At 72.2% G+C, this 25,794-nt stretch carries 37 protein-coding genes; 2 read left to right on the top strand and 35 right to left on the bottom strand.

What is annotated here, in order from left to right:
- Window positions 1-288: 288 nt before the first annotated feature.
- Window positions 289-561: a helix-turn-helix transcriptional regulator gene (locus IPM45_18145; GenBank protein ID MBK9181437.1), complete on the bottom strand. Its 273-nt coding sequence runs from the start codon at window positions 559-561 to the stop codon at window positions 289-291.
- A gap of 75 nt (window positions 562-636) precedes the next feature.
- Between IPM45_18145 and IPM45_18140 the strand changes: the two genes are divergently transcribed.
- Window positions 637-1,488 (top strand): tyrosine-type recombinase/integrase, encoded by an 852-nt coding sequence (locus IPM45_18140; protein ID MBK9181436.1) that lies wholly within the window; start codon window positions 637-639, stop codon window positions 1,486-1,488.
- A gap of 47 nt (window positions 1,489-1,535) precedes the next feature.
- On the top strand, window positions 1,536-1,673 hold the full coding sequence (locus tag IPM45_18135; protein ID MBK9181435.1) for a hypothetical protein: 138 nt from the start codon (window positions 1,536-1,538) through the stop codon (window positions 1,671-1,673).
- A 102-nt stretch (window positions 1,674-1,775) separates the two neighbouring features.
- On the opposite strand, the gene IPM45_18130 is transcribed toward IPM45_18135, so the two are convergent.
- From IPM45_18130 to IPM45_17965, 34 genes are all read right to left on the bottom strand, one after another.
- Window positions 1,776-1,982, bottom strand: coding sequence for a hypothetical protein (locus IPM45_18130; GenBank protein ID MBK9181434.1), 207 nt, complete (start codon window positions 1,980-1,982; stop codon window positions 1,776-1,778).
- Window positions 1,975-2,118 (bottom strand): hypothetical protein, encoded by a 144-nt coding sequence (locus tag IPM45_18125; GenBank protein MBK9181433.1) that lies wholly within the window; start codon window positions 2,116-2,118, stop codon window positions 1,975-1,977. Before IPM45_18125 ends, IPM45_18130 begins: the two co-directional genes overlap by 8 nt.
- Window positions 2,115-2,363: a hypothetical protein gene (locus tag IPM45_18120; protein MBK9181432.1), complete on the bottom strand. Its 249-nt coding sequence runs from the start codon at window positions 2,361-2,363 to the stop codon at window positions 2,115-2,117. Before IPM45_18120 ends, IPM45_18125 begins: the two co-directional genes overlap by 4 nt.
- Window positions 2,360-2,551 carry a hypothetical protein gene (locus tag IPM45_18115; protein ID MBK9181431.1) on the bottom strand — a complete coding sequence of 64 codons (192 nt, stop codon included), beginning with the start codon at window positions 2,549-2,551 and terminating at the stop codon, window positions 2,360-2,362. The genes IPM45_18120 and IPM45_18115 overlap by 4 nt, the downstream gene beginning before the upstream one ends.
- Window positions 2,548-2,898: a hypothetical protein gene (locus IPM45_18110; GenBank protein ID MBK9181430.1), complete on the bottom strand. Its 351-nt coding sequence runs from the start codon at window positions 2,896-2,898 to the stop codon at window positions 2,548-2,550. The genes IPM45_18115 and IPM45_18110 overlap by 4 nt, the downstream gene beginning before the upstream one ends.
- The gene (locus IPM45_18105) at window positions 2,895-4,265 is read right to left on the bottom strand and encodes a peptidoglycan-binding protein (protein ID MBK9181429.1); all 1,371 of its coding nucleotides are present in this window, start codon (window positions 4,263-4,265) and stop codon (window positions 2,895-2,897) included. Before IPM45_18105 ends, IPM45_18110 begins: the two co-directional genes overlap by 4 nt.
- 13 nt (window positions 4,266-4,278) lie before the next feature.
- The gene (locus tag IPM45_18100; GenBank protein ID MBK9181428.1) at window positions 4,279-4,863 is read right to left on the bottom strand and encodes a hypothetical protein; all 585 of its coding nucleotides are present in this window, start codon (window positions 4,861-4,863) and stop codon (window positions 4,279-4,281) included.
- The gene (locus tag IPM45_18095; GenBank protein MBK9181427.1) at window positions 4,860-5,648 is read right to left on the bottom strand and encodes a hypothetical protein; all 789 of its coding nucleotides are present in this window, start codon (window positions 5,646-5,648) and stop codon (window positions 4,860-4,862) included. The genes IPM45_18100 and IPM45_18095 overlap by 4 nt, the downstream gene beginning before the upstream one ends.
- On the bottom strand, window positions 5,645-6,148 hold the full coding sequence (locus IPM45_18090) for a hypothetical protein (GenBank protein ID MBK9181426.1): 504 nt from the start codon (window positions 6,146-6,148) through the stop codon (window positions 5,645-5,647). Before IPM45_18090 ends, IPM45_18095 begins: the two co-directional genes overlap by 4 nt.
- Before the next feature lie 11 nt (window positions 6,149-6,159).
- Window positions 6,160-7,095, bottom strand: coding sequence for a fibronectin type III domain-containing protein (locus IPM45_18085; protein ID MBK9181425.1), 936 nt, complete (start codon window positions 7,093-7,095; stop codon window positions 6,160-6,162).
- On the bottom strand, window positions 7,095-7,811 hold the full coding sequence (locus tag IPM45_18080) for a hypothetical protein (GenBank protein ID MBK9181424.1): 717 nt from the start codon (window positions 7,809-7,811) through the stop codon (window positions 7,095-7,097). The genes IPM45_18085 and IPM45_18080 overlap by 1 nt, the downstream gene beginning before the upstream one ends.
- Entirely contained in the window at window positions 7,811-8,077 is a 267-nt protein-coding gene (locus IPM45_18075) for a hypothetical protein (GenBank protein ID MBK9181423.1), read from the bottom strand. The genes IPM45_18080 and IPM45_18075 overlap by 1 nt, the downstream gene beginning before the upstream one ends.
- A 584-nt stretch (window positions 8,078-8,661) precedes the next feature.
- Window positions 8,662-8,811, bottom strand: a complete 150-nt coding sequence (locus IPM45_18070; protein MBK9181422.1) for a hypothetical protein — start codon at window positions 8,809-8,811, stop codon at window positions 8,662-8,664.
- A gap of 2 nt (window positions 8,812-8,813) precedes the next feature.
- Window positions 8,814-11,666, bottom strand: a complete 2,853-nt coding sequence (locus IPM45_18065) for a hypothetical protein (GenBank protein ID MBK9181421.1) — start codon at window positions 11,664-11,666, stop codon at window positions 8,814-8,816.
- Between the two features lie 390 nt (window positions 11,667-12,056).
- Window positions 12,057-12,455: a hypothetical protein gene (locus tag IPM45_18060; GenBank protein MBK9181420.1), complete on the bottom strand. Its 399-nt coding sequence runs from the start codon at window positions 12,453-12,455 to the stop codon at window positions 12,057-12,059.
- A gap of 11 nt (window positions 12,456-12,466) precedes the next feature.
- The gene (locus IPM45_18055) at window positions 12,467-13,297 is read right to left on the bottom strand and encodes a hypothetical protein (GenBank protein MBK9181419.1); all 831 of its coding nucleotides are present in this window, start codon (window positions 13,295-13,297) and stop codon (window positions 12,467-12,469) included.
- Window positions 13,294-15,723: a phage tail tape measure protein gene (locus tag IPM45_18050; protein MBK9181418.1), complete on the bottom strand. Its 2,430-nt coding sequence runs from the start codon at window positions 15,721-15,723 to the stop codon at window positions 13,294-13,296. The genes IPM45_18055 and IPM45_18050 overlap by 4 nt, the downstream gene beginning before the upstream one ends.
- Window position 15,724: 1 nt before the next feature.
- Entirely contained in the window at window positions 15,725-15,889 is a 165-nt protein-coding gene (locus tag IPM45_18045; GenBank protein ID MBK9181417.1) for a hypothetical protein, read from the bottom strand.
- Window positions 15,886-16,293, bottom strand: coding sequence for a hypothetical protein (locus tag IPM45_18040; protein ID MBK9181416.1), 408 nt, complete (start codon window positions 16,291-16,293; stop codon window positions 15,886-15,888). The genes IPM45_18045 and IPM45_18040 overlap by 4 nt, the downstream gene beginning before the upstream one ends.
- A 2-nt stretch (window positions 16,294-16,295) precedes the next feature.
- On the bottom strand, window positions 16,296-16,862 hold the full coding sequence (locus IPM45_18035; GenBank protein MBK9181415.1) for a phage tail protein: 567 nt from the start codon (window positions 16,860-16,862) through the stop codon (window positions 16,296-16,298).
- On the bottom strand, window positions 16,862-17,095 hold the full coding sequence (locus tag IPM45_18030; GenBank protein MBK9181414.1) for a hypothetical protein: 234 nt from the start codon (window positions 17,093-17,095) through the stop codon (window positions 16,862-16,864). The genes IPM45_18035 and IPM45_18030 overlap by 1 nt, the downstream gene beginning before the upstream one ends.
- 8 nt (window positions 17,096-17,103) lie before the next feature.
- Window positions 17,104-17,511 carry a hypothetical protein gene (locus IPM45_18025; GenBank protein MBK9181413.1) on the bottom strand — a complete coding sequence of 136 codons (408 nt, stop codon included), beginning with the start codon at window positions 17,509-17,511 and terminating at the stop codon, window positions 17,104-17,106.
- Complete coding sequence (locus tag IPM45_18020) at window positions 17,511-17,837, bottom strand: hypothetical protein (protein ID MBK9181412.1); 327 nt, start codon at window positions 17,835-17,837, stop codon at window positions 17,511-17,513. Before IPM45_18020 ends, IPM45_18025 begins: the two co-directional genes overlap by 1 nt.
- Complete coding sequence (locus IPM45_18015; protein MBK9181411.1) at window positions 17,838-18,185, bottom strand: hypothetical protein; 348 nt, start codon at window positions 18,183-18,185, stop codon at window positions 17,838-17,840.
- Between the two features lie 6 nt (window positions 18,186-18,191).
- Window positions 18,192-18,692, bottom strand: coding sequence for a hypothetical protein (locus IPM45_18010; GenBank protein ID MBK9181410.1), 501 nt, complete (start codon window positions 18,690-18,692; stop codon window positions 18,192-18,194).
- 32 nt (window positions 18,693-18,724) lie between these two features.
- Window positions 18,725-18,997 (bottom strand): hypothetical protein, encoded by a 273-nt coding sequence (locus tag IPM45_18005; protein ID MBK9181409.1) that lies wholly within the window; start codon window positions 18,995-18,997, stop codon window positions 18,725-18,727.
- On the bottom strand, window positions 18,997-19,377 hold the full coding sequence (locus tag IPM45_18000; protein ID MBK9181408.1) for a hypothetical protein: 381 nt from the start codon (window positions 19,375-19,377) through the stop codon (window positions 18,997-18,999). The genes IPM45_18005 and IPM45_18000 overlap by 1 nt, the downstream gene beginning before the upstream one ends.
- 12 nt (window positions 19,378-19,389) lie before the next feature.
- Window positions 19,390-20,079, bottom strand: a complete 690-nt coding sequence (locus tag IPM45_17995; protein MBK9181407.1) for a GIY-YIG nuclease family protein — start codon at window positions 20,077-20,079, stop codon at window positions 19,390-19,392.
- Window positions 20,079-20,927, bottom strand: coding sequence for a P22 coat protein - protein 5 domain protein (locus IPM45_17990; protein MBK9181406.1), 849 nt, complete (start codon window positions 20,925-20,927; stop codon window positions 20,079-20,081). Before IPM45_17990 ends, IPM45_17995 begins: the two co-directional genes overlap by 1 nt.
- 25 nt (window positions 20,928-20,952) lie before the next feature.
- Window positions 20,953-21,543 carry a phage scaffolding protein gene (locus tag IPM45_17985; protein ID MBK9181405.1) on the bottom strand — a complete coding sequence of 197 codons (591 nt, stop codon included), beginning with the start codon at window positions 21,541-21,543 and terminating at the stop codon, window positions 20,953-20,955.
- 44 nt (window positions 21,544-21,587) lie between these two features.
- The gene (locus IPM45_17980; GenBank protein MBK9181404.1) at window positions 21,588-22,193 is read right to left on the bottom strand and encodes a hypothetical protein; all 606 of its coding nucleotides are present in this window, start codon (window positions 22,191-22,193) and stop codon (window positions 21,588-21,590) included.
- Window positions 22,194-22,195: 2 nt separating this feature from the next.
- A complete protein-coding gene (locus tag IPM45_17975; protein ID MBK9181403.1) occupies window positions 22,196-23,548 on the bottom strand; it encodes a phage portal protein in 1,353 nt (450 codons plus the stop codon).
- A gap of 8 nt (window positions 23,549-23,556) precedes the next feature.
- The gene (locus IPM45_17970; GenBank protein ID MBK9181402.1) at window positions 23,557-25,200 is read right to left on the bottom strand and encodes a terminase; all 1,644 of its coding nucleotides are present in this window, start codon (window positions 25,198-25,200) and stop codon (window positions 23,557-23,559) included.
- 3 nt (window positions 25,201-25,203) lie between these two features.
- Window positions 25,204-25,473 carry a hypothetical protein gene (locus IPM45_17965; GenBank protein ID MBK9181401.1) on the bottom strand — a complete coding sequence of 90 codons (270 nt, stop codon included), beginning with the start codon at window positions 25,471-25,473 and terminating at the stop codon, window positions 25,204-25,206.
- Window positions 25,474-25,794 lie beyond the last annotated feature (321 nt).

The raw sequence follows: 25,794 nt of genomic DNA, 5'->3' as shown, positions 1-25,794 counted from the left end.
ATCGGACCCCCGTCGCCCTTCGTGTTGGATCGCTGGGCGGCGGGGGTTCTGGCTGTGTTCAGGCGGGTGGGCGCCCGGCCCGGTGGTTCGCCCCGGGGGACGAGGAGGAGGCCATCGGCCGGGCGCCCTGACCGGCGGCGGGACGGCTGCCGTGCGCGCCTCCGCCGCCGGTCACGACGTCCAGCTCGACCACCCGGACCAGACCGGGGCTCGTCTTGATGGCGAGGGCGACGGCCTGCTCAGTGCGGCAGACGACCCGCCGGTCCGGCCTCACCACCAGCCACCTGCTCATGCGGTCCGCCGGTCATGCGAGAAACTCGAACTTCTGAACAGGGCCGGCGGGAACAGATCAGCCACAGGCACGCCGAGCAGGCCGGCGATCAGCTCCAGGTCGTCCAAGTCGAAGGCGACCTCGCCGGTCAGCCGGCGGCTGAGGAACGCCTGGCTGCGGTCCATGTCGTGGCTCAACATGACCTGCGTGACCTGCTGGCGGGCCATCGTCGCCCGCACCTCGGCGGCTACCAGCTCCCGCAACCGCTTGACCTCCTGCTGCTGCGTCATGGGACCTTTCTATACGACCAGCGCAACACCGTCAAGTCGCCTGTTCGGTCGTAAACTAGAGGTAGGGAGGGTGGGATGTGCACCAGCGACCTGCTCGTCGGCTACGAACAGTGGGAGCGGCGGCGAGGGCTCACCGTCAGCACCATAGAACGGCGCCGTGACACGCTGCGGGCATGGCAGCGGTGGCTCGACGGCTGCCCGTGCGCGGCGACCAACAGCGACGTCGAAGCCTGGCTGGACAGCCGCCACGACGTCACCGGCCGTGGCGTCCCGTCGGCCCGCTACCGCCGCTGGCTCATCTCGACGCTCCACGGCTTCTACCGGTGGGCGGTCGACGTGGGCGCCTGCCCGGCCGATCCGACGGTCGGTGTGGTCCGGCCGAGGGTGCGCCGTGGGCTGCCACGTCCCATCGGCGACGCCGACCTGGACGTCGCCGTGCGGCTGGCCGACCCGCAGATGCGGGCGTGGCTGCTGCTCATGGCGTACGCCGGGCTGCGCTGCGCTGAGGTTGCCGGGTTGGAGCGGGGCGACGTGGCCGACTCGGGTGGGCTGCCGGTTCTGCGGGTGTGCGGCAAGGGCGGCCGGGAGCGGATCGTGCCCGCCCATCCGCTGGTGCTGATGGCGTTGCGGGCGGCCGGACTGCCCGGCTCGGGCCGCCTGTTCGTCCGGTCGGACGGCCAGCCGTTCACGCCGTCGCAGGTGTCGCGCAGGGTGAACTGGTATCTGCGGTCGTTGGGCGTCTCGGACTCGGCGCACAGTCTGCGCCACTGGTTCGGGACGAACCTGTACGCGCAGTGCCATGACCTGCGGGTGGTGCAGGAGCTGCTCGGGCATGAGTCGTTGGAGATGGCTGCGTTGTACGCGCAGTGGTCGAGGGTGGCGGGTCGGCAGGCGGTTGAGGGTCTACCCGTCCGGCTCGCCGCCTGAACGTTCTTGACTCTCGCCCGGGTCGGGTGCATACCAGAGGCATGAGGATGACCTTCGACAAGATCGGCGAAGGTGCGGCCGCACATCCGATGGTGCTGCTTGCCGTCGTGGTCGCTGTCTGCTGCGCCCTGTTCGCCGCTGCCGGTGACAGCCCGGTCAACGGCTGGCTGCTGAACCTGCTCTAGACGCGCAGGCACCCCCCAACCCGGAGGCTGGGGGGTGCTGTGCGTCCTGCCCTTCGGGTGCCAGGGGTGGGGGCAGGGGAACTTGGGGGCCGTTGCGGGAACCTACGGGCCGTTGTCGGTGCCGGGCGAGTCGAAGATCACGTCGCAGTCCGGGTTCAGCCGGATGGCCTGGTCAAGGGCGTGGCTGCGCCGCGCGTACGTCTCGGACGAGCGGGACTTCTCCAGGCCGTTGTGGCCGTCGCAGCGCCGCCAGTAGAACCCTCCGTCGCGGGCCAGGCGGACGTGGACGACGTCTCGGCGGTCAGGCATCGGACGGCCGGTAGCAGGAGGCGCACACGTCGTCGGGGCCCGGCTCGTCGACGTCGCGCAGGCAGGACGCGCACTGGGCGAGCGCGGCGACGTCGACGGTCGGCGGGGTGCGGGGCTGGTCGTCGCGGTCGCTCATGGTGGTCCTCCCAGGGTCAGATGCCAGGCGAGCCAGGCGAGGAACCCGCCGAGCGCCATCCGGACGGCGATCGGGTGGCGGCGGCGCAGCCACCACACCTGCTCGGACAGCGTCGTGCCGGTCCGGTCGGTGTGGCCGTCGCCGTCGACGTCGCGTCGGGCGCGGAGGGCCCGCCATTCGAGCCCGGCGAACGTCCCGGCGAGCGCGACGGCCCACAGCAGCCAGCCGGCCGTCCAGCCGCTCACGGCGTCGGGGTGCTGCGGGTCGAGGCGAGCAGCGCGCCGAGCGCGCCGGCGGTCGTGCCGGTCAGCGTGGTCAGCGACTCGGGCACCGGATGGTCGGTGAACGCGAGGCTGGCGATCGCGCTGATCCCGAGCAGCGTGGCCACGCCGAGGAACAGGACGACCAGTCGGATCGTGCGGGTGTCGGTCACGGATGCTGGCCTCCCCGAAGGTGCGGCACCGCCGTCTCAGTCGGGTCCGGCTGCTGCGACGCCGGCACCAGCGGTTCGAGGCCGATGTTCGCCTTGTCGAACACCGGCAGGCGGCTTACGAGGACCTGCTCGACGATGGAGAGGCGCCGTTCGTGGTCCTCGTGGCGCGCCTCGATCTCCCTGTCGAGTCGTTCCATGACGGCGGTGACCCGGGCCAGGCCGGCGGTCAGGTCGACGCTCTTCTTCAACGCGTAGCCGACGAGGGCGACGGCGACGGTGGCCATGGTGGACAGGGCGAGGACGATGAGGCCCTCCGACACCTGCGCGACCGCGAGGGTGGCCGTCACAGGAGAGTGCCCCACGTCTCCGGCCCGCACACCCCGTCGACGGGGAGGCCGTTGGCGTACTGGTGGTGGCGGACCACTTCTTCGGTGCGCCGGCCGAACTGGCCGTCGACCGGGCCGAGGAGCAGCCCCCAGCCGTGCACGACGAGCCGCTGCTGCAGGAGGGTCACGGCCGGCCCGCTGTCACCCCGCCGCAACGTGGGCTGCCCCGCGGCCGCCGGGGGGAGGACGGGCACAGTCCCGAAGCCGGCGGTGCCGACGCCCGGGTAGGGGGCGACAGGCCGGCCGGCGTGCAGCCAGCGCAGCAGCTCGTCGCCCGGGCACGACGTCGACTGGCCGGGGAACTCGCGGTGGCCTCGCACCGACAGGTGGGGGCGGCGCAGCGTCACGAACTCGCGCAGGCGGATCAGCCAGTCGAACGCCCGGGCGACCCCCGGGGTCGTATCCCACACGGCCGGGTCGTCGCCCCCGAGGAAGCAGGCGGCGACAGCCTTCGAGTTCCAGTTGAGGGTGTGGCCGCCCTGGCGTCCCTCCCCGCGTCCTTCGAGGATGATCGCCTGCTCCGGATCGTCGGGGTGGCGGGCGACCGCCCAGTTGTAGGCGACGTCCACATAGCGCCGCTCCGGGCCCATGTGGTAGCCGCGGATGTTCGCCCACCAGGCAACGATGTCGCCGGTCGAGTCGGAGTGCCCGCCGAGCGTCCGGCCGGTCGAGTAGTGGACGGCGAAGTGCTCGAGGCGCTGCGGGTCGATGGGTGCGGCCGCCGTGGCCGGCCAGCCCATCTGGCTGCGGGTGATCAGGGTGAGGCCGGGGACCACGGGCTGCTCCTCGTCTGGTGGGGTGGTGTCGGCCAGGCTGGCGACGAGCACGGCCAGGCGGGTCCCGTAGCCGGGGGAGGGCGCCCACTGGCCGCCCAGCTGTTCGACGGTGGTCGCCTTGCCCCAGCGGTCGCTGCGGAACCACGGGGCGGCTGTGCGGGGCGCCGCCCAGCCGGGCGGGGCTTTCAGCCCGGCGTAGACGGCGAGGTGCGCGAGGTGGGCGCGCACCCCGGCTTCCCACGTCGGGAACCGCTGGTGCTGCTCGGGGGCGTCGGGATGCGCCGCCGGGTTCGGAGCGGCGACCTTCAGCCCGCACGGGTTGTGCCAGCCGGCGTCGACCCCTCGACCGTCGGCTGTGCCGACACCGAACGTCAGCCAGCCGGTTTCCAGCATGGCCTGGCAGAAGGCGACCTCGGGGCGGATGCCGATCTGCGGGGCGTACGTCCAGTAGAGCGGGGCGACACCGTCGACGAGGGGGTGCGCGCCGCGGGTGTGAGCCCACGCTGCCGCCTCGCCGGCCGTGGCTCGGGGCGGCCCGGCGATCGGGGTCACTGGCCGTCTCGGATCATGGGCATGGGAGCGCCGGGTGGACGGCCCGTGGCAGCTCGATCGTCTGGCAGCGGGCCGCCTGGTCGGCGGCCCACACGGCGGCGGCGACGGTCGCGCCGGACGTGGCGCCCCACACCGTGCCCACCATGGCGGGTGCGAGCAGGTCGCCGTCCGCCGCCCACAGGCACTGTGCGCCCTGGCAGGCGGCGGTCACCGCCACCACGTCGGCGGCTGGGTTCATGGGCGGGCCGGGCCGGTTGCCGGCAGCCGCCAAGACGAGCGGACCCGGCGGCAGGTCGAGCCAGCCGGCGCCGTCCTCGCTGCCGTACGGGACGGCGACCACGTCGGCGGTCGTCCGGTCGAGGGCCTGCTGCAGGGCGGGCCAGGGCAGGCGGCAGTCCAACGTGGGGATGACCGTCCAGCGCACCTCGACGCGGCTGGTGTCCAACCCGTCGACCATGGCCCGGGAGATGGTCTGGTGCGAGCAGAGCGGCCCGGCGGCTTCGACGACTTCGACGCTGACCGGGCCGGGTCGGACCGGATGGGTGACGGCGGCCTGGCAGGCGGCGAGCAGGAGCAGCGCCGCCCACCATCGGCTCATGCGACCGTGATCGCCCACTTGGCGGCGAGGTACACCTCGACCTGATCGCGCACCGCGTCCGACAGGATGCCGGTGTAGATGAGCAGTTCGGCGACCTCGCCGACCATGTAGAGGGACGGGCCGGCGACCGACCCGAGATGCAACACGGCGGCCGGGTTGGCCGTCGACACGGCCGTCGACGCCGCGTTGGATGCCAAGGCGGCGCCACCATCGACCCGCAGGGCCGTGCGTGACGAAGCCGTCGCATTGTCAGGGTCGGCGCCGACGAACAGCACATGCCAAGCGCCCGCCGTACACACGTTGGCCGGCTGGTAGGACACGGCGTAGAACCCGACGGACCCACACGACACCTGGTGGAGCAGCATGTTGTTCCCAGCCGCGACCCGGTCGTCGTACCGCACCTCGACGCCCACAAGAGCCGAGTTCCCGCTCGTCGTCCCCATAAGCCCGTAGATGGCCTCCGGGTTGGCGACCGTCCCGAACTTGACGGCGGCCATGATCGTGTATTCGTCGCCGTTGTGCAGGAACTTCCAGTCGGCGAGAGCGCCCGCGGTCATGTGGACCGGATCGCCGCCGAACACCAGCGTCGACCGCCCGTTCTGCGTGCCGGTGCGGGCCGGCTGGGCCGCCTCGGTCGCCTGCACGAAATGCTTGCCGCCGATCAGGTCGTTCCACTGGGCGACCTTCGTGCCGACCCCGAACGTGAACGAGGAGGCGTTCGACACATCCCACCAGTGGCGCAGGTTCGCCGTCGGCAGCGACACCGCCGAGCCGAGCAGCCTCACGACAAGGCCCCGACGTACACGCCAACCACAGACGCGTCGGTCGCACCCGTCGCATAGCACTGCACCACGAACCTGGCTGCCGCCGTCGTCGGCAGGGTCGGTGTGCCGCCCGCCCACTTGATGCCCGCCGGCCAGGTGATCGAGTTGCCACCAGAGCCGTCCTGCGTGAAGTCCAGCACCCACGACCGTCCGGCAGCCAGGTCCGCCCACGTCAACGTCAACGCCTCGTCCAACGTCAACGTGTGCAGGCCGGTCGCGGCCGAGACGGTTTCGGTGGCACCGACCGTGCCGTGCGCCGTGACTGGCGCCGCCACCTCCGCCGTGAAGCGGGCCGCGACCGTCGCATAGGCGCCCGACGGTGCGACACCAAGCTCCGCTTGGATGGCTTCGATGGCGTCGTTGGCGTTGGCGTGCTGCGCCGAATGCGACGGGCTGTGGAGCGGGTCGGCCGCCGTCGGGTTCGTCAACGCGTCGAGCGCGCCCGGATATGCGGTCGTCATGAGATGGCCTCCTAGCCGTACGGATTCTTCGTCGACGGGCCGCTGTTGTAGAAGTTGTAGCCACCCAGGTTCAGCGACCAGGAGAAGTCGCCCAAGCTGAAGCCGTAGTCGGTCCACTGCCAGTCGAACCAGGAGGACGCGACGCCCGTCGTGAACGTCTCCCAGTCGGACCATGCGCCCGACGTGGTGGCGTCCACCGCCCGCACCCGCGCCTGGTACTCGGTGCCGGAAGCGAGGGCGACGGTCAGGCCGAGCTCGACAGTCGACTGCGACGACCCGTCACCGCCGCCGGTCGGTTCGACCTCCACGTCGTAGCCGGTCGCCCCGGCCACAGCCAGCCACGCGAACGCCGCGACGTTCGCCGACACGGTCACCGACCAGTTGGCGGGCACACCCAACCCTTCGGGTGCGCCGGAGGGCGTCTCGCCGTAGGCGACGACGTCGAGCAGCCCGTGGGCGCCGAGGTCGTCGATCAGCGCGGCGAGCACCTTCGCCAGGTTCGCGGTCGTCACCGTGGAAGGGACGAACCCGGCCCGCGCCCGGCCCGTCTCGGCCTCGTCGGCGGCGACCCAGCCGACGGTCTGCGGGCCGACCACCTGCACGCCGGCCACCTGGATGGCTGTCTGCGCTTTGAGCAGGTCGCAGCGCAGGGTGCCTTCGACGGCGGCGTGGCCGGACGTCGCGAACGTCTGCACGTCCCCGCCGACCACACCGGACCCGGCGAACGGTTGGCCGACGAGCAGCCGGCCCGCCACCTGCAACGGCTCGTCGTCCGGCAAGGCGGCCAGGTAGCCGATGCGGGCCGCTGTGAACGTCGACGTCCCGTCGGCCGCTTCGACGCCGCCGACGAGGACGCGCAGCGACCCGGCGAGCAGCGTCACATCGCCGGCGAGGATGTCGGCGCCGTCGACGACCGTCAGCCTGCCCACCGCCAGGTCGTCGGCCATCAGATGACCATGTGGTAGCCGGCGGCGGGCATCATCGCCGTGCGGGCGTCGTAGTGGGCGGACACCCGGCCGCTGGCGAGAGCCGTCGTGTAGACCGCGACCCGGCTGACCCGCCAGGCGTTCGACAGCATGGCGTTGTTGCCGGTGTGGGCGACACCGCCGATCCTCAGATCACCCGTGGCGAGCGTGCCGGTCGAACCGAGCCCGGTCGCCCCGTCCGGCGCCGACCCGTCCACGTAGCGCAGCCACGATCCGGCGGTGACCACGTCGACGACGTGCAGCCAGCCGGACCCCAAGTCGGTCGTCTTGCCGTAGTCGCCGATCGCGTACGCGTACATGCGGGACTCGTTGCCGCCACCACCCCACGACGGCAACGTCGCCCCGCTGCCGACGCCGAACACCCACGACACCCCGTCGACCGGGCCGGACGCCACCCAGCCGCCCGACTCGGTCGTGTCCGGCACGTACACCCACGCCTCCACCGTGAACGTCCCGCCCGACGACACGTTGAACAGCGGGCAGACGACGACGTCGTTCGTGTTGTTCGTGCCGCCGCCCGGCACGATCCCACGCGTCCCCGTCTGCGGGCCGTCCGCATAGGCGACGTTCGAGCCCTTCGTCCCGTCGCGGGCGTTGCCGCTGCTGTCGACCACGTCGTCCTGGAGCTTCCAGTAGCCCCACGGCGAGTCGGCGAGAACCTCGCTGTCGTACGACATCAGATGTACGTCGTCTCGAGGATTAGTGACACGGTCAGGTCGGTGGGTGCGGCGTCGACGGCGGTGACGACGAGGGCGATCAGGTCGCCGTCGGCGAGCGCCACGTCCGCCGGGTCGGTGTGCCCGCTGGACGTGGTGACCGACATGGCGGTGAACCCGGTGGCGTCCGAGCCGTTGATCGTCAGCTTGCAGGTGGCGCTGGTGCCGCCGTTGATCCGATGCCGGCAGGACACCAGCTTGACGGTCGTCCCCGTGTGGACGGGCACGAAGAAGGGCACCTTGTAGGTGCCGGCGTCGATGGTCCCGGGGATCGCGAACGTGTGGGAGTGCCAGGAGGTGAGGGCCCGCCAGGCGACACCCGGCGTAGCGGAGGCGCGGGCGTTGAGGACGTAGCCGTCGGTGCCGACGGCTAGGCGGGCCGGCATCGCCGACGCTGTCGCGACGATCAGGTCGCCCTTCGTCGTCACCACGCTCTTGGCGACGTCGTCGGTCAGGGCACGCCAGCCGGTGTTGCCCGTGCCGCTCTCCTTGACGTAGAAGGCGGTGCCGGCGGCGCCGTCGGTTCGCATGTAGATGTCGCCGACGTTGCCGGTGACCGCCCCCTCCGGCGAGCCCGTCCCGCGCTTGACGTTGCCGGCGGAGATGACGCCGCTCCAGGCGTTCGCCACCCGCAGCTTGTAGTCGTGCGACGTCGTCACCGCTGAGGAGTCGACGCCCACCTTCGCCTGGAGGGCTTCGATCGAGTCGTTGGCGTTGGCGTGCTGTTCGTCGTGCAGGACGCCCGCGGTGTCGAGATAGTCGGCGGACGTCGGGTTGGTCAGCGTGTCGAGCGACGTCGGGAAGCTGGTGCTCATCGGTCCACCTCACGGTCGGTCTGCTGGAGTCGTGCGAGCTCGGCGGTCAACGCTGCGAGCTGCGCTTCGAGGATCGCGATGCGGACGGCCTGTTCGCCGATCCGCCGGCCCAGCCCGTCGACGACCGGCTGCACGTCGACATCCATCGTCATCCCACCTTGCACAGTGCGTAGACCGAGCCGCCGCCCGGGATCGTGACGAGCCGCCATTCGACGTTGAAGCTGCCGACCTTCAGGCTGCCGACCTGCGCTTGGCCGGCCATGACCAGCGTCCCGTAGCCGAGAATCGACACGTTGTCGGCTCGCAGCGTGCCGACCTTCAGGCTGGCGTCGAACTGGACGCCGTCCGTCGAGTAGGCGCCGAGCGTGGCGACCCGGCTGCCGTTCACGTTGAACGTCAGCCCGCCGTTCCGGTTCGAGATGCTCGCCCCGGACGTCCACCTGATCTGGTCGACGTCGGTGGCGCCGCCCTCACCGGCCGACCAGGCGCCGATGCTGATGCTGCCGAACTGCGCTCGACTGTTCGCCCCGCCGATGGCGACATCCCCCATCGACGCGCCGGAGATGCGGACCGGGTTCGCCGGGTTCACACCCGACCGGGAGCCCTGCCCGCCGCCCGTCAGGTCGCCCGTGATCCGGGCATTGTTGGCGACGAGGTTGCCGCTGCCGTCGACCGTGAACACGTCGTTGACGTTGATGACGTTGCCGGACTGGCCGAAGCTGGTGAACCGGGAGGCGTCGACCGTGCCCCGGAAGATGGCGGTGCCGTCCCGACGCAGCTCGAACGTCCTCGCGGACAGGGTGCCGGCGAAGATGCCATCCAGGCTGAACACGACACCGGGCGAGCCGCCGTAGTAGTCGCCTGCCCGCAGCCGGCCGTTCGTCCCCAGGTCGACGGTCACGCCGATCACCTGGCTGGCCGGGGAGAGCTTCGACAGCTGGATCGCGTTGGCCGCGATCGTCTCGGCTGTGATCGCCGACGCGGCGACCTTGCCGGCGACGACCGACCCGGCGGCCAGAGCGTCGGCCGTGACAGCGCCGGCCGCCAGCGTCTCGGCGACGACCGAGCCGACCGACAGGTCCGCCGACGACGCGGTCACCGTCGCCGTCTGCTGCGACGTCGTCCACGGCGACGGATTGCCCGACGAGTCGACCGCCCGCACCCGCAGCCAGTAGACGGTGGCCGGCTCCAGGTCGGAGAACGCGACGACGGTGCCGCCGACCAGCCGGGAGCGCGCCGACGTGAACGCCGGCGTCGTGTCGATCTGCACCTCGTACTGCCCGGCGCCCCAGGCGACGTCGACGTCGGCGACCTGCTGCCACGACACGACCAGGCTCCGCAGGCCCGCCGACACGACCAGCTGCGCCGGCACCGCCGGGATGCCCGTGTCACCGGCAGCGGTGAACGCGACCCACGGCGACCAGTCGGAGCGGCGGCCCGACCGGGTCACCGTCCGCACCCGCGCCCGATGCGCCGTATCGGGCACCAGCGGCTCGAACTGTGCGCCCGTCGACGTCGACGTGCGAGACAGCACCACCGGGTCGGCGCCCAGCCGCTCGACCTCCGCCTCGTACACCTCCGCACCCGACACCGACGACCACGACAGGGTCGCGGTGGACACACCCAACGCGGACAGGGTGCCGACCGTCAGCCCGTCCGGCGGCTGCACCAGCACCGGCTCCGACGGCGGGATCGGATCGGTCGGCGGTGTCGTCAGCACCGGACCCGGCGACAGGAGCGTGTCGATCTGCCGGGCGATCCGCTCCGATGCCAGCTCGAGCAGGTCGCCGAGCGTCACCTCGCAGGTCGCGCCGGCGTCGTCCAGCCGGAACGAGATGGAGGACACCCGTGCGCTGACCAAGGTGCCCGGCGTCTCCTCGTAGGCGACCGTATCGCCCAACGTCCAGTCGTCGAACACCACCCGCCTCGGCGCGTCGGCCTGGACGGTCACCGTGCGGGACGTCGCCTCGTCCGCCTGGCGGGCCAGGACCGCCGAGCCGATCAGCCGGCGGGTCGCGTCGGACAGCTCGCCGGACGACGAGACCCACCGCTCCCGTCGGCGGCGGCTTGTCGTCGCTGCGCTCACCGTCACCTGGCCGGCCGCGTCGGCGACGTAGGCGACGGTGCGAACCTCCCGGGTGGTCGACGTGCGGCGGGCGTCGCGGACAGCGTGCCCCGGATGGAACACGACTGTGCCGGTGAGGTCGCGGCCCCACGACCGGCGGACGTGCAGCCGGCCGCGCTCGTCGACCTGCCAGTCGGCGTTGGCCCACTCGGCGAACTGCCTCATCCACTGGTAGAGGTCGCCGCCCGGCTCGACCTCCAGGCTGGCGCTGTCCGTCCAGGCGGTGCCGTCCGAGTCGGCGCCAGCCGTGAACGTCGGCGTCACCTGCGGGACGCACCCCCGGCTCTGCGCTTCGCCGAGCAGGTCGAGGAACACGCTGAGCGCCCGGGCGTTCGTGAAGCCCCGGCTGAGCGTGACGTGGTCGGGGTAGCCGGGTGGCAGCACGACCGCGTCGGCGAGCAGCTGGCCGACGCCGGGCCCTTGGACGAGGATGCGCTTGGCGCCCGCCTCGTCGACGAAGTCGGTGACCACGTCGGCCCGCAACATCGAGAAGCGGGGCTGGCCCTTCCACCAGAACTGCCAGACGTGCTCGCCGTCGAGCAGCGCAGCGTTCTGCTCGACCCACGGGTCGGTCGGGTCGAGCAGCACCGCGCCGGCCCCAACGTCGGACAGCACCATCGACCATTCGAAGCCGGCCGGGCGGGGGACGACAGCGAGGAGGGTGGACAGGTCGTCGTCGTAGACGCGGACCTGCCAGCCGTGCAGGGCGCTGGCGGCGACGTACTCGGGGGTGACCGTCCACTGGCCGACACCGCCGAGCAGGATCGGGGCCGCCCACTCGATCTGGTAGACGCCAGGGTCGACGGACCAGTCGCCGCCATGCCCCGACACAGTGTCGCCGTCGTAACTGCCATCGCCGTCGTAGATCGACGACACGTCGTAAGCAGCCGAGCGAGGCAGCCCAGCGGACGCCCACGCGACCGTCGGCCCGGCAGCCGGGGAGACAGTCCACGGTTCAGCCCCGCGAATCGGATCGGCGGACGCCCAAGAAATGGTCGGCCCGGCAGCCGGGGAGACAGTCCACCGACCAGCGCCGGGCGTTGCCCCACGGTAAAGCCGCTCCGCCCGGTAGGTGATCGTCCCGTCGCGGTAGCCGGCATCAGCAACACGCTCGACAGTCGACCAGGCGACGACGTAGACCTGGTCGACCGTCCAGTCGCCGCCGCCTCGCGTCGGGTTGGCCGACGCCCATGCGACGACCCGCTGGTCGGCGTAGCTCTGGTCCGCTCGGTAGCCGGTGTGCGACCGGTAGCCGGTCGACATGGCCTAGCCCAGCGCGCCGATCTTGTTCCCGCTCGCCGGGAACGAGATGAGCACGTCGGAGCCGTTCGGCGTCACCACCCCGTCGCCGTAGAGCAGCAAGATGCTCGTCGCCGCGTTGCCCGTGTCCTTGTAGATCAGCACCTTCTCTACCGTCGATCCGGTCACGTCCTCGATGGTGACGTCGGCGGCGTCGAGCACGCCGAGCGTGCAGGTCTTGTCGACCAGCGGGTCGGACGTCGCGACGATGGCGGCACCGGCGATGTCGTCCAAATACTCGTCGGCGGCCAGGTCGACGGTGTAGGCGCCCGAATCGACCAGCGCCACCTTGATGTCGTCGTTCAGCCAGTCGATGTCACCCTGACAGAAGTGCTCGAGGCCCTTCTGATAGAAGTCGCTCGCCATCGTGTGCTCCTCTAAATCAGGTAGGGCGGCTGGTAGGCCAGGGTTGCGGTGCCGGTGCCGGCATCGGCGGTGAGCGTCAGCGTCTGCGTGCCGGGGACGAGCTCCATCCAGCGGGCCGACCCGCTGTGCGTGATCTTGTCGATGACGCTGGTGGAGCCGGCGAGCGCCGTGAACTCGCCGACGTCGAGCACCACGCTGTCGCCCTCGCCGATGGTCCCGGTGTATTGGAGGATCAGGTCCGGCGCGTAGACGGTGTTCGTCAGCACCGGGTTGGTGAGCGGCCCGGCGAAGGTGACGGTCATCGCCTCGACCGGGGCGCTGCCGGGCATCGTCACGACGAGCGGCGTGCCCTTCACAACCTCCTCGGTGACCTCGTCGCCGTACCAGCACGGGTCGGCCATCACCACCTCCAACGTCAACCTGTGCTCGCCCGTCTTGAACCGGACGACGGGGATCTCGGCGACGACCTCGCCCAGCCCGGTGAGCGTCTCCACTGCGCTCGGCCCCGTCGACCGGCGCCGCGTCCACGTCACCTCCCGGCCCTTCACGCTGGCGACCAGAGCGACGAGCGCGTCAAGGTTCTCGGCGGCCTGCGCCAACCGCTCCCCGGCCGTCGCGGCGGCGTCACCGTCGGCGTCGAGGTTCGTCACGAACAGGGTCATGACGAAGCCACCCTCACTGAGGCGCTTCTCCTGCCATCGGCTGCCCCTGCGGCCGGGGATGGCGATGTTGCTGCCGACCCGTGCGGGGATGCGGTCCTCGACCGACTCGACCAGCCAGCGCCAGCCCTCCAGGTCGACGCCGTCGGCCTGCCAGTATTCGGCGCCCCACAGGCCGCTCATCCGGCCAGCACCCCGCTGCGGGCCACCGTCCGCAGCCGACGCTCGACGGACGTCGACGCCGGCTCGGGCGCAGGGTTGTTCACCACGATGCTGACGGACGGGCCGGCGCCGACACCCAGCCGGCGGCCCGTCTCCTCCCAGATGTCCAGGCTGCGGGCCCGCTTCGCCGGGCTGAGCGGGATGTACGCTTCGCCGCCCGTCTCCGGCTCCGCCCACACCCGCCACGCCCCCGCCGGGGCGATCTGCGCGACATGGCTCTCGCCACCGTTGGCGAAGTAGTCGACGATGCCACCCTGTGCATGGGAGCGCGCCCAGTCCATCGCCGCCTGCGCTGCGGCAGACACGGACGCCCCGACCGTCACCGTGACATGCCGGTCACCCAGCCGAGCCAACTGGTCAGCGACGCCCCGGATAGCGTTGCCCGCTTCGGCCGCCCCGGACACGGAGACGTTCACGTTCGGGTCCGACTGTTCCAAGTCCCAGCCGGCGTCGGTCACTCCTTCCAGTGCCCGCTGCACATCCTCCGCGCCCGACTGGCTGACCGCCGTCTCGATCTGCTCGGGCAGCAAGCCGTAGGTGGCGAGCAGCCCGTCGCGGATGGAGGTGTCGGTGATGCCGGCGGCGTCCATCACCGCGATCAGCGAGTCGCGCTGCGTGTAGAGGGTGTCGCGGGCGCGGGCCGTGTCCCCGTCGACCTGCAGCTGGGCGACGGCCAGGTCGTAGGCGCCTTGCGCCTGGTCGAGCATCGCCTGGCGGAGAGCACGCGACGATTCGGATGTCCCGTCGAACGTGCCGCCCGTCGCCAGCGCCGCCTGCAACGTCTGGTCCATGGCGTCGCGGAGCCGCAGGTCGGCCTCCTCGGCGCCCATCGACGCGCCGGTCAGACGGTCGACGGCCTGCGTGAACGTGTCGATCGCGGAGGCCGCCTGGTCGGCGCCGTCGGCCGCTTCGACCGCGGCGGCGGCCATCTCCCGGGTGCCCTGCGACGCCGGGTCGATGACCCCGCCGGCGCCTTCGAACGCGCCGAGGATCGCTTCGCCGACGGTGTCGAGGTTGTCGGCGACGCTCGCCGATTCGTCGCCGACAAGGCCGAGCGCCCCGGCGAGGTCGCCGAGACCTTCGGCGGCGGTCGACACCATGCCGACGCCGGGCAGCGCTTCGAGCATCCCGCGGAACACGTCGACGGCGGGGCCGCCCATCCCGCCGATCTGGTCGAGCGCCCCGCCGACCCGTTCGAAGCCCTCCGCGGTCAGGCCGAGGATCCCGGACAGGTCGCTGAGCCCCGACTCGGCGAGCGCGGCGAACGACTCGGCCAGCGCGCCGATCGCCGGGGCGGCGTCGGTCGCGAGCTTGCCGAGAGCGTCGGTCGCTTCGGTGACCGACGGGGTGACCTCGGTGAGGACGGCGCCGAGCCCGCCGAACGCGGCGTCGGCGAGGGGCTGCAAGCCGAGCAGCGCCTGGTTCTTCAGCACCTGCAGCTGCTCGGACCAGTCGGCGGTGTCGGCGGCGGCGCCGCGGATCGTGTCGCCCCCCGAGCGGATCGAGTCGACGAACCCGGCGACGTCGAGCGTGCCGTTGCGGATCAGGTCCGCCATCTGCGCGCCACGGTTCCCGAACGCTTCGACCGCCAGCGCGGTCGCCTCGGTCGGCGTCGCCGCACCCTCGATCTGCTCGAACAGGCCGGTGAGCGCCTCCTGCGCGGGGACGCCCTGCGCGGCCATCTCGCCGATGTAGCGGGTCAGCGGCTGCATGACCGTCGACAGGTTCAGGCCGGCCTGCTGGAACGTCCCGGCGAGCACCGCGGACGTCTCGAAGTCCAGGCCGACGGTCCTGAGCTTCGGGCCGAGCGTCGCGAGCTGATCGGCGAGCTGGCCGACCGGGGTGCCGGTTTCCTGCATCACCCGGAACAGCTCGTCGAGCTTCGGGCCCGCCTCCTCGGCGGAGAACCCCCAGTTGTTGATCAGCGCGGCGGTGGCGTCCAGGTTGCCGCGCAGGTCCGTGCCGGTGATCCGGCTGAGGTCGAGCACCTGGGCGGACAGGCCCTCCAGGTCGTCCCCCGCGAAGCCGGTCTTCTGGCCGAGGGTCGTGACCGCCTCGCCGACCTGGTCGAGCGACGCCGGGACGGTCGACGCGACGTCGCGGAACGACCCTTCGAGCTCGTCGAGGTCGCTGCCGGTCGCCCCGGTGAACACCCGCATGTCGTCGCGGACCGAGTCGAACGTGCCGCCCAGGTCGACGAGCGCCTTGCCTGCGGCGACCGCGAGGCCGGCGGCGGCGACACCGGCCGCGGCGAGACCCGCCGAAGCGGACACGCCGAGCTGCCCGAACGCGGCGCCGGTCTGGTCGGCGTCGGTCTGCGCTCGGGCCAGGTCGCTCGTGTCGAGCACGAGACGGGCCTTCAGGTCGGGCAGGGCACGGTCGGCCATCTCACCCCGCTCTCAACGCTTCGAACATGGCCAGGTCGAGCACGCCGCCGCTGGGCGTCTCGACGGCGGGCCGGGCGGCCCGCCGCGGGTCGTGCGCGGCGGCGAGGAGCGCCAGCTGCGCGTACGTCATCGCCCAGAACTCGCTGTCGGAACGGCCGAACGTCACGGTGGCGAGGTGGTAGAGCGCCGGCCAGTCGAACGGCTCGGCCTGCTCTTCGTCGCCTCGCCCCCCGCTTTTCCCGCTGGCGCTGGGAACGCTTCGACCCACGCCGCGACGAGCACCCTGACGCAGTCGTTCACCTGCCCGTCGACCAGGTCGAGGGCGTCGTCGGGAGTCGTGCCGAGCGCCGCCGCCAAGAAGACGGCCAGGTCGCCGACACCGCCCTTGTCCCACCCGGAACGGGCCGCGGCCTGCAAGCCGTCGAGGACGACGGCCGCCGCGGCGAGCGACCCCCACGTGTCCTCCAGCAGCTTGAGGCCACGCAGGCTGAACCGGCAGTGGCCGGTCTCGCCGCCGGCGAGGGCGATGGGAACGCCGGCGGCGAGGATCCGGTCGGAGTCGGACGGCACGATCAGGTGATCGCCGCTGCGGTCTCACGCAGCTGGACGGTCAGCCACTTGTTGCCGGTGGCGAGCAGCGGCATCGCGACCGCGTCGACCGTGTACAGCTTGAACGCCTCCTCGGCCAGGCCGAGCTCCGGGAACGACGACAGCTTCATCTTGTGGATCGTGAAGAGCACGTCGCCGGTGGTCACGTCGCCGCCGCCGGTCGGGGTCTTCGCCATCAGCTTGAAGTAGTTGAAGCGGCTCGAGTTGACGATCTCGTGGGTGACGGTCTGGTTGGGGGTGGTGCCGGCGTCGGCGGTCGTGCCGCCCACGAAGACGGGGAGCAGGTCGAAGGAGAACTTCGCGAAGCCGATCTGCACCTTGATGTTCGTGAGGAGCGAGTCGCTGTCGAGGAGCTGGTTGTCGCCTCGCAGCTCGACGTTGTTGACGTCGCCGGAGATGGTGACCTGCTTGATGCCGGGCACGTCGATCGACGATCCGTAGGTCGCGGAGCCGCCGGCCGGGTCGGCGGTGAGCTGGGCGATCTTGGCGTCTTCGACGGCGAACGTCTTGGTGACATGGGTGAGCGCCATCAGTCCTCCTGGGACTCGGGGGTGGTGTCGGGCCCGCCCCCGGAGGGTGCGGTGGGGCCGCCGCTTGGGGCGTCGCTGTCGAGGCGGGCGCCTTCGACGGTGGTGAGGAACACGTCGAGCTGCCCGTCGGGCACGTCGACGTGGTGCGCGTGGACCGGGTACACCGCGGGCGGCGGGCCTCCGACGGTGATGCGGATCTCGCCGTCGGCTTGGGGGACGTGGACGGTGGCCACTGCGGCTCCTACAGGTCGCGGGTGATGTCGACGGTGAGGGCGTGGTGCACGAGGTTCGTGTCGCGTTCGACGAAGCGGACGCTGCCGGCGAGGCGGCTGCCCCAGGCGTGTTGGGGGTGGGCGGAGAGGCGGGCGGCGTGAACGGCCCGGGCGACCGCTCGGGGGAGCGCCACGTTCTCGGCGGGCGCGTTGGTGGTCGGGTCGCGCCAGCGTTGCCACACGTCGATCTGGGCTTGTTCGGAGACGACGGGGTCGGCTTCGTGGTCGCCGGAGAGGGCCGGGACGATCGAGATGCCTTCGTGGACGACGACGTACGGCAGGGCGGCGGCTTCGGGGGCGGCGTCCCGGTAGACGGGGCAGCCGACGAGCGCGGCGTCGATCGCGGCTTTGAGGGCGCCGGCGGTGGTCGTGGCCATCAGGGCTGCCAGGCGGCGACGGCCTGCTCGACGGCGGGCCGCAGGAACGGTCGGGGCGGCTGGTGGCTGGTGCCCCACTCGTAGAACGCCAGGTAGAAGGCTGAGGCGTCGGGGCCGATGTCGAGCACGACGAGGCTGTCGGCGGAGGCGTCGGTGACGGCGATGGTCGCGGCGCCGGCGCCGGTGAGGCGGGGGGCGGTGGCGGTCATGCGGGAGGCCATGTCGTCGGCGAGCCGGCGGAGCGACCGTTCGGCGTCGGCCTTCATGTCGTCGGTGGCCTGGTCGAGGCCGGCCCGGAAGTCGGAGTCGTCGATCTCGAATGGCATCTACGCCTCCGCCTTCTTGAGGCCGGCACGGGCGTGGAGGCGGGCGTCGGCGACCGTCGCGACCGTCCACGCCGCCCCGCCGACCGTCGCCCGGTCCCCCGGACGGACATCCGTGCCGTACGGGAGGAGCAGCACAGCGTCGACCGTCTGGCCGGCCTGGTCGGCCAGCAGCCGGTCAGACGGGCCGGGCACCATCAGCCAGCCCGCCGGGGTGCTCAACGCAGCGAGCACGCCGACCGTGTTCCCTTCGCTGTCGACCGTCACCCCCGGCCTGGACAGCGACACCGTGTCCGGCAGCGCGGCGGCCACCTGGGAACGCATCGACGTCAGCTCGGCGGCGGTCAGCATCCCAGGTCACCCCCCGGCAGGCGTGACCGTCGACCCCGCAGCGCGGCGCTGGTGGACGGCGGCCATCTGCAAGCAGTGGGCGAACACGTCGCCCCGGTCGAACCGCTGGTCGCCGGTCGAGAACCCGAAGCGGGGCGACACCTTCGACGCCTTCCACCGCCAGCCCTCCGCCGCGGCGGCGTCGAGAGCCCACGTCGCCGCCCACGGCCCGCCGTTGTCGACCCACACGACGCCGCCGTCGTCGACAGCACGGCCCGTCACCGGCTGGCCGGCCAGATCGGGCCACGACGGCGCCGTCGCAGCCGACGTGCCCGCGACCGCGCACTGCCACCAGCGGCCCGACGTCTTGACGACCGTCCCGGCCGTGTAGACGGTCGCCGCCTGCCAGGCGGCGGCGCCGTCCACGTTGAGCGGGCTGTTCCCCGCCCGGTCCGGCCGGCGGGCCAGCTCGAGAAGGTCGTCGACCTCGGCTGAGGTGAGGGTGGGATCCTCCGCGGAGGCGACCATCCGTTCGAGCCGCTGCCGCGCCTCGGTGCTGTTCACCGGCGGGGACGACCCGCCGGCTTCGTCGCGGCGGGAGGCTCGACCGGGGGCGGCCCGTCGGGCTCGGGCTCGGGCTCGGGCGCCGCGTCGGTCTCGGCCCACGTGTAGCCGCCGCCAGGGACGTCGACCCTGACCGCCCGGGCGACCGGGATCAGCTCGCCGGCGGCGAGCTGCGCGTCGAAGCGTTCCCGCTGGTGGGTGCCGGCAGCCGGCACGTCGAGCTCGACGACCACACCGCCGGCACCCCGGAACCAGCCCGTGTCGGGCATCAGGCGCTCCGAGGAACCCGGAACACGGTGATGAAGCCGGTCATCGACGCGGCGACGTCGATGTTGACGGTGCCGTCGTTCTGGATGAAGCGGGCCGAGGTGAGCGGCCCCACCCACTTGACGCTGGCGGTGGGGTCGCCGTCGCCGCAGGCGACCGCCAGGTCGCCCTGGCCGGCGGCGTCGGCCGGCGGGTTGTCCCCAGCCTTGATCGTCGCGGTCTTCGCGCCGTCGAACGTGTTGACGACGCGGATGACGTACTCCTCGGTCGGGTCGGCCGGCGTGAAGACGTGGTGGTTCGTCGCGTCGATGGCCGTGCCGGCCGGGTCGGCGACGACGGTGTTCGGGGTCAGGTCGACGACGGTGATCGCTGTGCGGGCCACGGGGGCCCTCCTTTACGGAGTGGGGGTGGGGACGTGGCGCCAGCGACGCCCCGTCTTGATCTCTGAGACGATGGATTCGTGGACGCCGAACGTGCGCGCCAGGCTCCGCCCCGTCTCCCCCTCGGCCAGCCTGCGACGGATCTCCGTCACGGCCTCCTCGGTGAGTTTCGCCTGGGTGTTCTTGCTGCCGGCGTGGGCTGCACCGATCTTGCGACGGTGCTCGGCCGACTTGGGCACACCGCGTCCGGATTCGCCCAACAGGCGCATCTGCTCTCGGTGTGACTCGTCGACCTCTCGGTTCGCCCACAGTCGGGCACGGTGCTCGGCTGACTTGGGCTTGCCCCGGCAAGACGTTGCGACGTTCTCCCTCTGCTCCGGGGTGAACCGGTAGCCGAGAATGCTGTACGCCGTCGGGCTGAGGTTGTATCCGTTATCGCGGTCGAAGGGGCGCAGGGCGTCTAGCCACGCCTGCTCTCGCTCCACTAGCGACGCAGCGGCCGAGACGAGCTCGACCAGCTCAAAGCGGAACGACGGCTCACCGTGGCGGTCCCAGGACGCTTGCAGGTACCGGTTCGGGTGGGACCCGCGGCGCAGATGGCGGCGATGTGCCTGCCATCTGCGCCGCACGTCCACAGCCGAGCCGATGTACGCCTTGCCGGTCGCCTCGTTGACGATGGCGTAGACACCGCGCGCCTTCGACATCAGGTGATCGAGGCCACCAGCGTCGCGATGCCGGTCGGGCGCAGCAACTTAGCCCCGTACAAATGGAGTCCCTTGATCGCGTCGGAGAAGGCGTCCTGCGGCCGGTACGCCTCGACCTTGTTGATCTGCTCGGCGTACGCGATCGCGCCCGGGTAGCCGGCGAGGACCAGGTAGTCGTCGCCGGTGACGAGCGGCGCGTTGTTCGACACGAGCACGTCGAAGCCGAGCGCACGGCCGACCTGCCCGTTGCGGAGCGCCTCGGTCGACCCGGACGCGTCGGCCCGCACGAACCGGTCGTCCTCGAGGAGCAGACCGTGGTACCAGGGGGGCACGACGACGTAGCGGCCGGCCTGCGGGACGTTCGCCTCGTCGAGCTTGACCTTCAGCTTGCGGAGCTGCGTGAAGGCCAGCGCCGCGGTCGTCACCGACACGGTGCCGAGGGCGTTGCCGGAGTCGACGCCGGTGTACAGGCCGACGACGTACTGGTCGGCGACGTCGCCGAGCGCGTAGGCGGCCTCGGTGGCGGCCTCGTCCATCAGGGCGCCACCGGAGCGGGCCTGGCGCAGGTCGACGTCGTCGACCTCGAACGCGAAGTACTTGGCCTGGTCGATGAGCAGGCTGCGCTGCGCGTCGGTGAGCTGCTCGGGGGTGACGGTCGTCGAGCCGGGCGTGTACGTCGCGACGGTCGGACGGGAGATCGACGTGATCCGGACGGTGTCGCCGTACTCGGTGATCTCGCCCTCGTAGTCGCGGTTCACGACCGACGGGCCGGCGTAGACGAGCGCCTTCTTGAGGGATGCCTGGAGCTGGGCGGCCCAGACCTCGGGAACGAAGTTGGTGATGGCCATCAGGGGGCCTTTCTCGGGTCGGGCGTCAGGTGACGCCGAGGAGCTGGTTGAGGCGGCCCTCGCTCTTCGCCTTGACGATCTCCTCGGGCGTCATGCCCTTCAGGTCGTCGCGGCCGAGCTGGCCGGGTGCCGGCGCGCCTCGGGGGCCGCCGTCTGCTCCGCCCGGGGTGGGCGTGGTTGTCCCCTGTGGGGTGCTGGCCCGCAGGTAGGGCTTGGCGTCGAGGAGCCCGGCGACCGCTTCGGCGACACCGGCCGGGCTGCCGTCGTCGGCGACGGTCACAGCGTCGGCGGGCAGCAGCGCGGCGACCGCGTCCGGGTCGACGACACCGACACGGGCCGCTTCGGCGACGACCGCGGCCCGCAGCGCGACGGCCCGGGCCCGCTCCTCGGCGCTGCGGGCCCGCTCCTCCGCCTGGCGGGCCGTCTCCTGCGCCTTCTCGAGCTCGGTCTTCTGGGACGCTTCGAGCTCGTCGAGGCGGCCGGCCTTGGCCTTCAGGTCGTCGTAGTCGCCGTACTTGGCTCGTTCGCGGGCGAGCCGGTCCTGCACGATCCGGTCCAGCTCGGTCTGCGTGAACGTCCTGTCGTCGGCGGGCGGGTCGGGGGTGCCCTCAGCCATGAGGTGTCCTCCAGGTGGAGTGGGTTGGTGGTGGTCCGCCCTGTTCAGCGCCGGGCGTCGCGTGTCACGACCGGTCGGGTGGTGCACCGGCAGTGCGGGTGGAACTCGACGTCGGCGTCGAGGAGGCGCTGTTCGCCGGCGGCGAGGTCAGCGCAGAACGGGCAGGCGTCGGGTGCGGCGACGACGTCGAAGCCGGCGACGGCGGGCTGGGCGTCCATCGCTGCCCGTTCGGCGGCGCGGGCGGTGTCGACGACCGTGTCGCCGAGCCGGCGGGTCAGGACAGCGGTGCCGACCGTGCGGGGGGCCGGATGGCTGTCCGCCCGGGCGGCTCGAGTGGAGATCACCGCGCCGACCGCGACGCGGCCGACGGGTGCGCCGTCGATGGTGCGGCCCGCCCATCGGGCCGGGTTCAGCCCGACCGGCCGTGCGGGAACCCCGCGGGCGGCGACGTAGCCGGCGACGTAGCCGTCGGCGCCGGCGACCGCTTCGATCTGAGCGGCGGCGACCGTGCGGGCGGAGCGCCGGGCGAACACGGCGACCGCGTCCGTGTCGTCGACGTCGAGTCCGTCCCACCAGTCGACGACCGTCGCGACGGTGCGCCCGGCGAGCCGGCGCACCCGAGCCCGGTAGGCGGCGGTCAGAGCGTCCACGGCTACTCGCCGGCGAGCCGTTCGGGGGCGTCCAACCCGAAGGAGACGGCCTGGGTGAGGGCGTGCTCGGCGAGCATCGCCTTGAAGCGGGCGATCTGCGGGGGGGTGTAGCCGGCGTCCTCCCACAGCTGCTGGTGGGGCACGCCGAGCGCCAGCTTCTTCACCAGGCTGTCGACGTGCTCGGACTCGGTGCGCGACTCCGGGTCCGACCAGATCGTCTCCGCTGCCGTCGCCGACGAGCGTTCGTCGCCGAGCACCGCGAACGCCAGGCGGATGACCTCCTCCCACGCTTCGCCGTAGTGGCGCTGGCGGGAGTGCACCTTGGCGATCAGGCCGGTCTCGGTGGCCTTCAGGCTCTCGCCCGACGGGAACGCCCCCGACTGGCCGAGCAGGTAGTGCGGCGGGGTGCGGGTCCTCGACGCGAGGCTCTGCACCCGGTTCTCGATCGCCGCCGTGTAGTTCGCCAGGTCGGTCTGGCCGAACTCGCCGAAGCGGGCGTCGGGCGCCGACGTGTGCCACAGCCGGTCGAGAGCCACCTTGAACGCTTCGAGTTCGACGCCGGTGTCCGGGTCGACGGGCAGCTCGATGCCGGTCGCCCACCGTTGGCGGAACGCCCCGAACTCGGCGGCGACCAGCAGGTCGCAGACCAGCTTGTTGATCTGGTCCTGGGTGGAGAGCACCTCGGCGATCTCGCTGCGCACCCCCCACCGGCCGCCGGCCAGCTTCGGGCGGTTCTGCAGCTCGACGATCGGGACCAGGCCGAGCGGGTTGGGGATCTCGTCGGCCCGCTCCGCCCAGCCCGACGACGCGTCCGGCCGTCGCAGCTTGGCGATCCGGTCGGGCAGGTACACGTTGGCGTGATGCTCGCCGGTCCACTCGTCGACCCACTGCTTGACCGCGGCGAGTTTGCGGCGGCGGCTGCCCGGCGCGTACGCGACGGCGACCTGGGCGGGATGCTCGATCGTGATCTCCGGCTGGCCGTCGTCGCCGGCCCACACCATGACGGCGGCACGCCCACACGTGAGGGCCGTCGAATGGGCGATCTCCGAGTCGGCGTCCAAGCAGTTCGCCTGCCACAGCTGCCAGGCGTCCGTGTCGCCGGCCGGGTCGCCGCCGATGCGGAACCCCTCCACGTGGAGGCGCTCCTCGACAGCGTCGACGATGATCGGCATCCAGTTGTCGCACACCGCGGCGAGCATCCGCGAGAACTCCTCGCGGTACTCCTGCGTGGCGATCGCCAGCGGCTGCAGCCCCTCGTAGTACCGCTCGAGGCGGGCGGCGTCGGCGGTCTGCTGGGAGATGCGGGCGGCGAGCTTGCCGAGCCACCAGGCCGGCGACCCCTGCGACTGATCCATTGACGGGGTCACCTCCTCCTCGACGTGCGCAGCGTGCGACGCGGTTCGTCCGTGCGGAGCAGCCCGGCGGACAGGGCGTCGGTGCGGGCCCGCCACGACAGCACCGACGTGACGGCCCCGTCGATCTTGCGCGGGCTGCCCGGCCGTTCCTTCTGCAACGTCCAGCCGGGCCGACCGTCGATCAGGAAGCGGGTGTCGCGTCGGCGGGCGTTCGCGACGTGCTCGGCGAGCGGCCCGTCACCCGAGTGGGTGAGCGTCCCCGTGTGGATCGCTTCGGCCCACTGGTGGACCGCCCACGCCATCGCCTTGTCCCGGTACGTCTCCCACGGCAGGACCGTCTTGTCGCCCCACTGGCCGCGCCACTCGGCGATCTCGTCGGCCCAGTAGGGCGGGTCGGCGTACATGCGGACGACCCGCCAGCGGGCGAACGCCGCGGCCACAGCCGCCCGCACCTCGCCGCGCATCCGCAGCTCGCTGTCGGTCGAGCCGTCCGGCGCCCACCAGCCGACCGGCCACTGCCAGCCGTCCGCCAGCGTCGTCGCGACGAGCCACGTCTGGTCGTCGGACTTCGACCCGTCGAACCCGAGGGTGATCTGCTCGCGGTCGGCGACCACCCGGCCGGCGTCGGTGCGTGACGCCCACACCTGCGGGTCGACAGCCTGGTCGGAGGTTACCGTCCGGCGGTTCAGCCAGAACCGCTCGCCCGACTCGGGGTCACGGCGGTAGTCCTCCACGATCCGGTCCAGGTCCAGCCAGTCGGCGTCCCCGGCGGCGTCCGCGACCGCGCAGCGCAGACCGTCGTCGGTCGACGTGTCATGGTCCGGGCCGGCCTCCCGATGGTCGAACAGCAGCCACGGCACCGCCCGCCGCTCACGGACAGCCGCCGGGAGCGACATGCCGGCACGCTCCCAGTCCTGCTCGGCGACCGAGCCCTGCCCGGGCCGGAACATCGTCGTCGCCGACAACCCCCACGGCTCCGCCTGCGGGCGCTTCGCCAGGTTGCGGCGCAGGAAGCCGTCCATGTCCCGCAGCTCCCTCGAGAACCACAGGTGACCCTCGTCGGCCGCCGTGAACGACGGCTTGCCGCCGTCCCGGCTGATCGAGCTCGACGTCACGATCTTCGCTTCGCCGCCCGACAGCGGGTCGATGATCCGCATCAGGCCGACGTCGAGCACGTCGGCCAGCGGCCCCTCGCCCGCCACGACGACCGTCGCCCCCCACAGCGTGTCGTCCGCCTGGTCCTCGGACACGGCGGCCACCGGGATGTACGGCGACGTGACCGGGCGGCCCACCGGGACGCCGTCGGCGTCCCACCCGTCGAACCGCACCGGTGCCAGCAGCTCGGCGAGCACGACCCACGCCGCGACCTCGCTCTTGGCGGTGCCCTTGATCCGGCTCAGCACCGCCCACGAATAGCGGCGGCGGCCGACCCGCTCCACGCACCGGCAGGCCGGCCGGCCGCACAGCGCCCTCGGATGCACCTCGTAGCAGCGCCACAGGAAGCGGGCCACGTCGCGGCGCACCACCGCCGGCTGGCCGCGCACGTCGCCCGGGCCGTGCACGCAGTGCGCCTCGACCCAGTCGACGACCTCCCCGCCGAGCGTCGGCCACGGCTCCAGCGGATCCCACGCGGGCAGGCCCTTCCGGGCCACCGGTCAGCCCGCGCGGGGATCGACGCGGGGGCGGCGGCCACGACCGATCGGCACCACCCGGGCGCCGCCGTTCTGCGCCATCGGCGCCGGCTGCTCCCCATCGATCACCCAGCGCAACCGCAGCCGCGCCGCCGGGCTCATCCCATGCCGATCCTCGATCTGGCGCATCTCGCCCGACACCGCCGCCAGATTCCCCACACCCCGCAGGAACGACTCGAACAGGAACGCCAGACGCACCAGCTCGCCGTCGTCGACACGCCACTGGGTCGCCATCGGCGACGCCCACTGCCGCTCCCACCAGCGGCGAGTCTCAGCCAGCCACGCCGGCCGCTTCACCGGCAACCGCGGCGCAGGACCCGCACGGCCCCCCGCCGGCAACACCACCCACTGGAACGTCGGCGCGTTACGCCGCCGGCGCTGACCATCAGGCTTCGGAGCAGGACCGACACCAGCCATGCAGACCTCCGAACGGAGTCACCCCGGTCATCGCCCGGACCGGGTCAACGGGAAACCTGTGCACAAGCCGACAGCCAACCCGGCCCGCCTTATCCACAGAAACGGCGCTCCGACAGCCCCACCGACCCGACTCCCTGT

It is taken from the genome of Acidimicrobiales bacterium, from assembly GCA_016716005.1.
In the GTDB taxonomy this organism is placed as follows: Bacteria; Actinomycetota; Acidimicrobiia; order Acidimicrobiales; family JADJXE01; genus JADJXE01.
The sequence above is the reverse complement of the archived record's forward strand: the minus strand, read 5'-3'. Positions and strand labels throughout refer to the sequence as shown.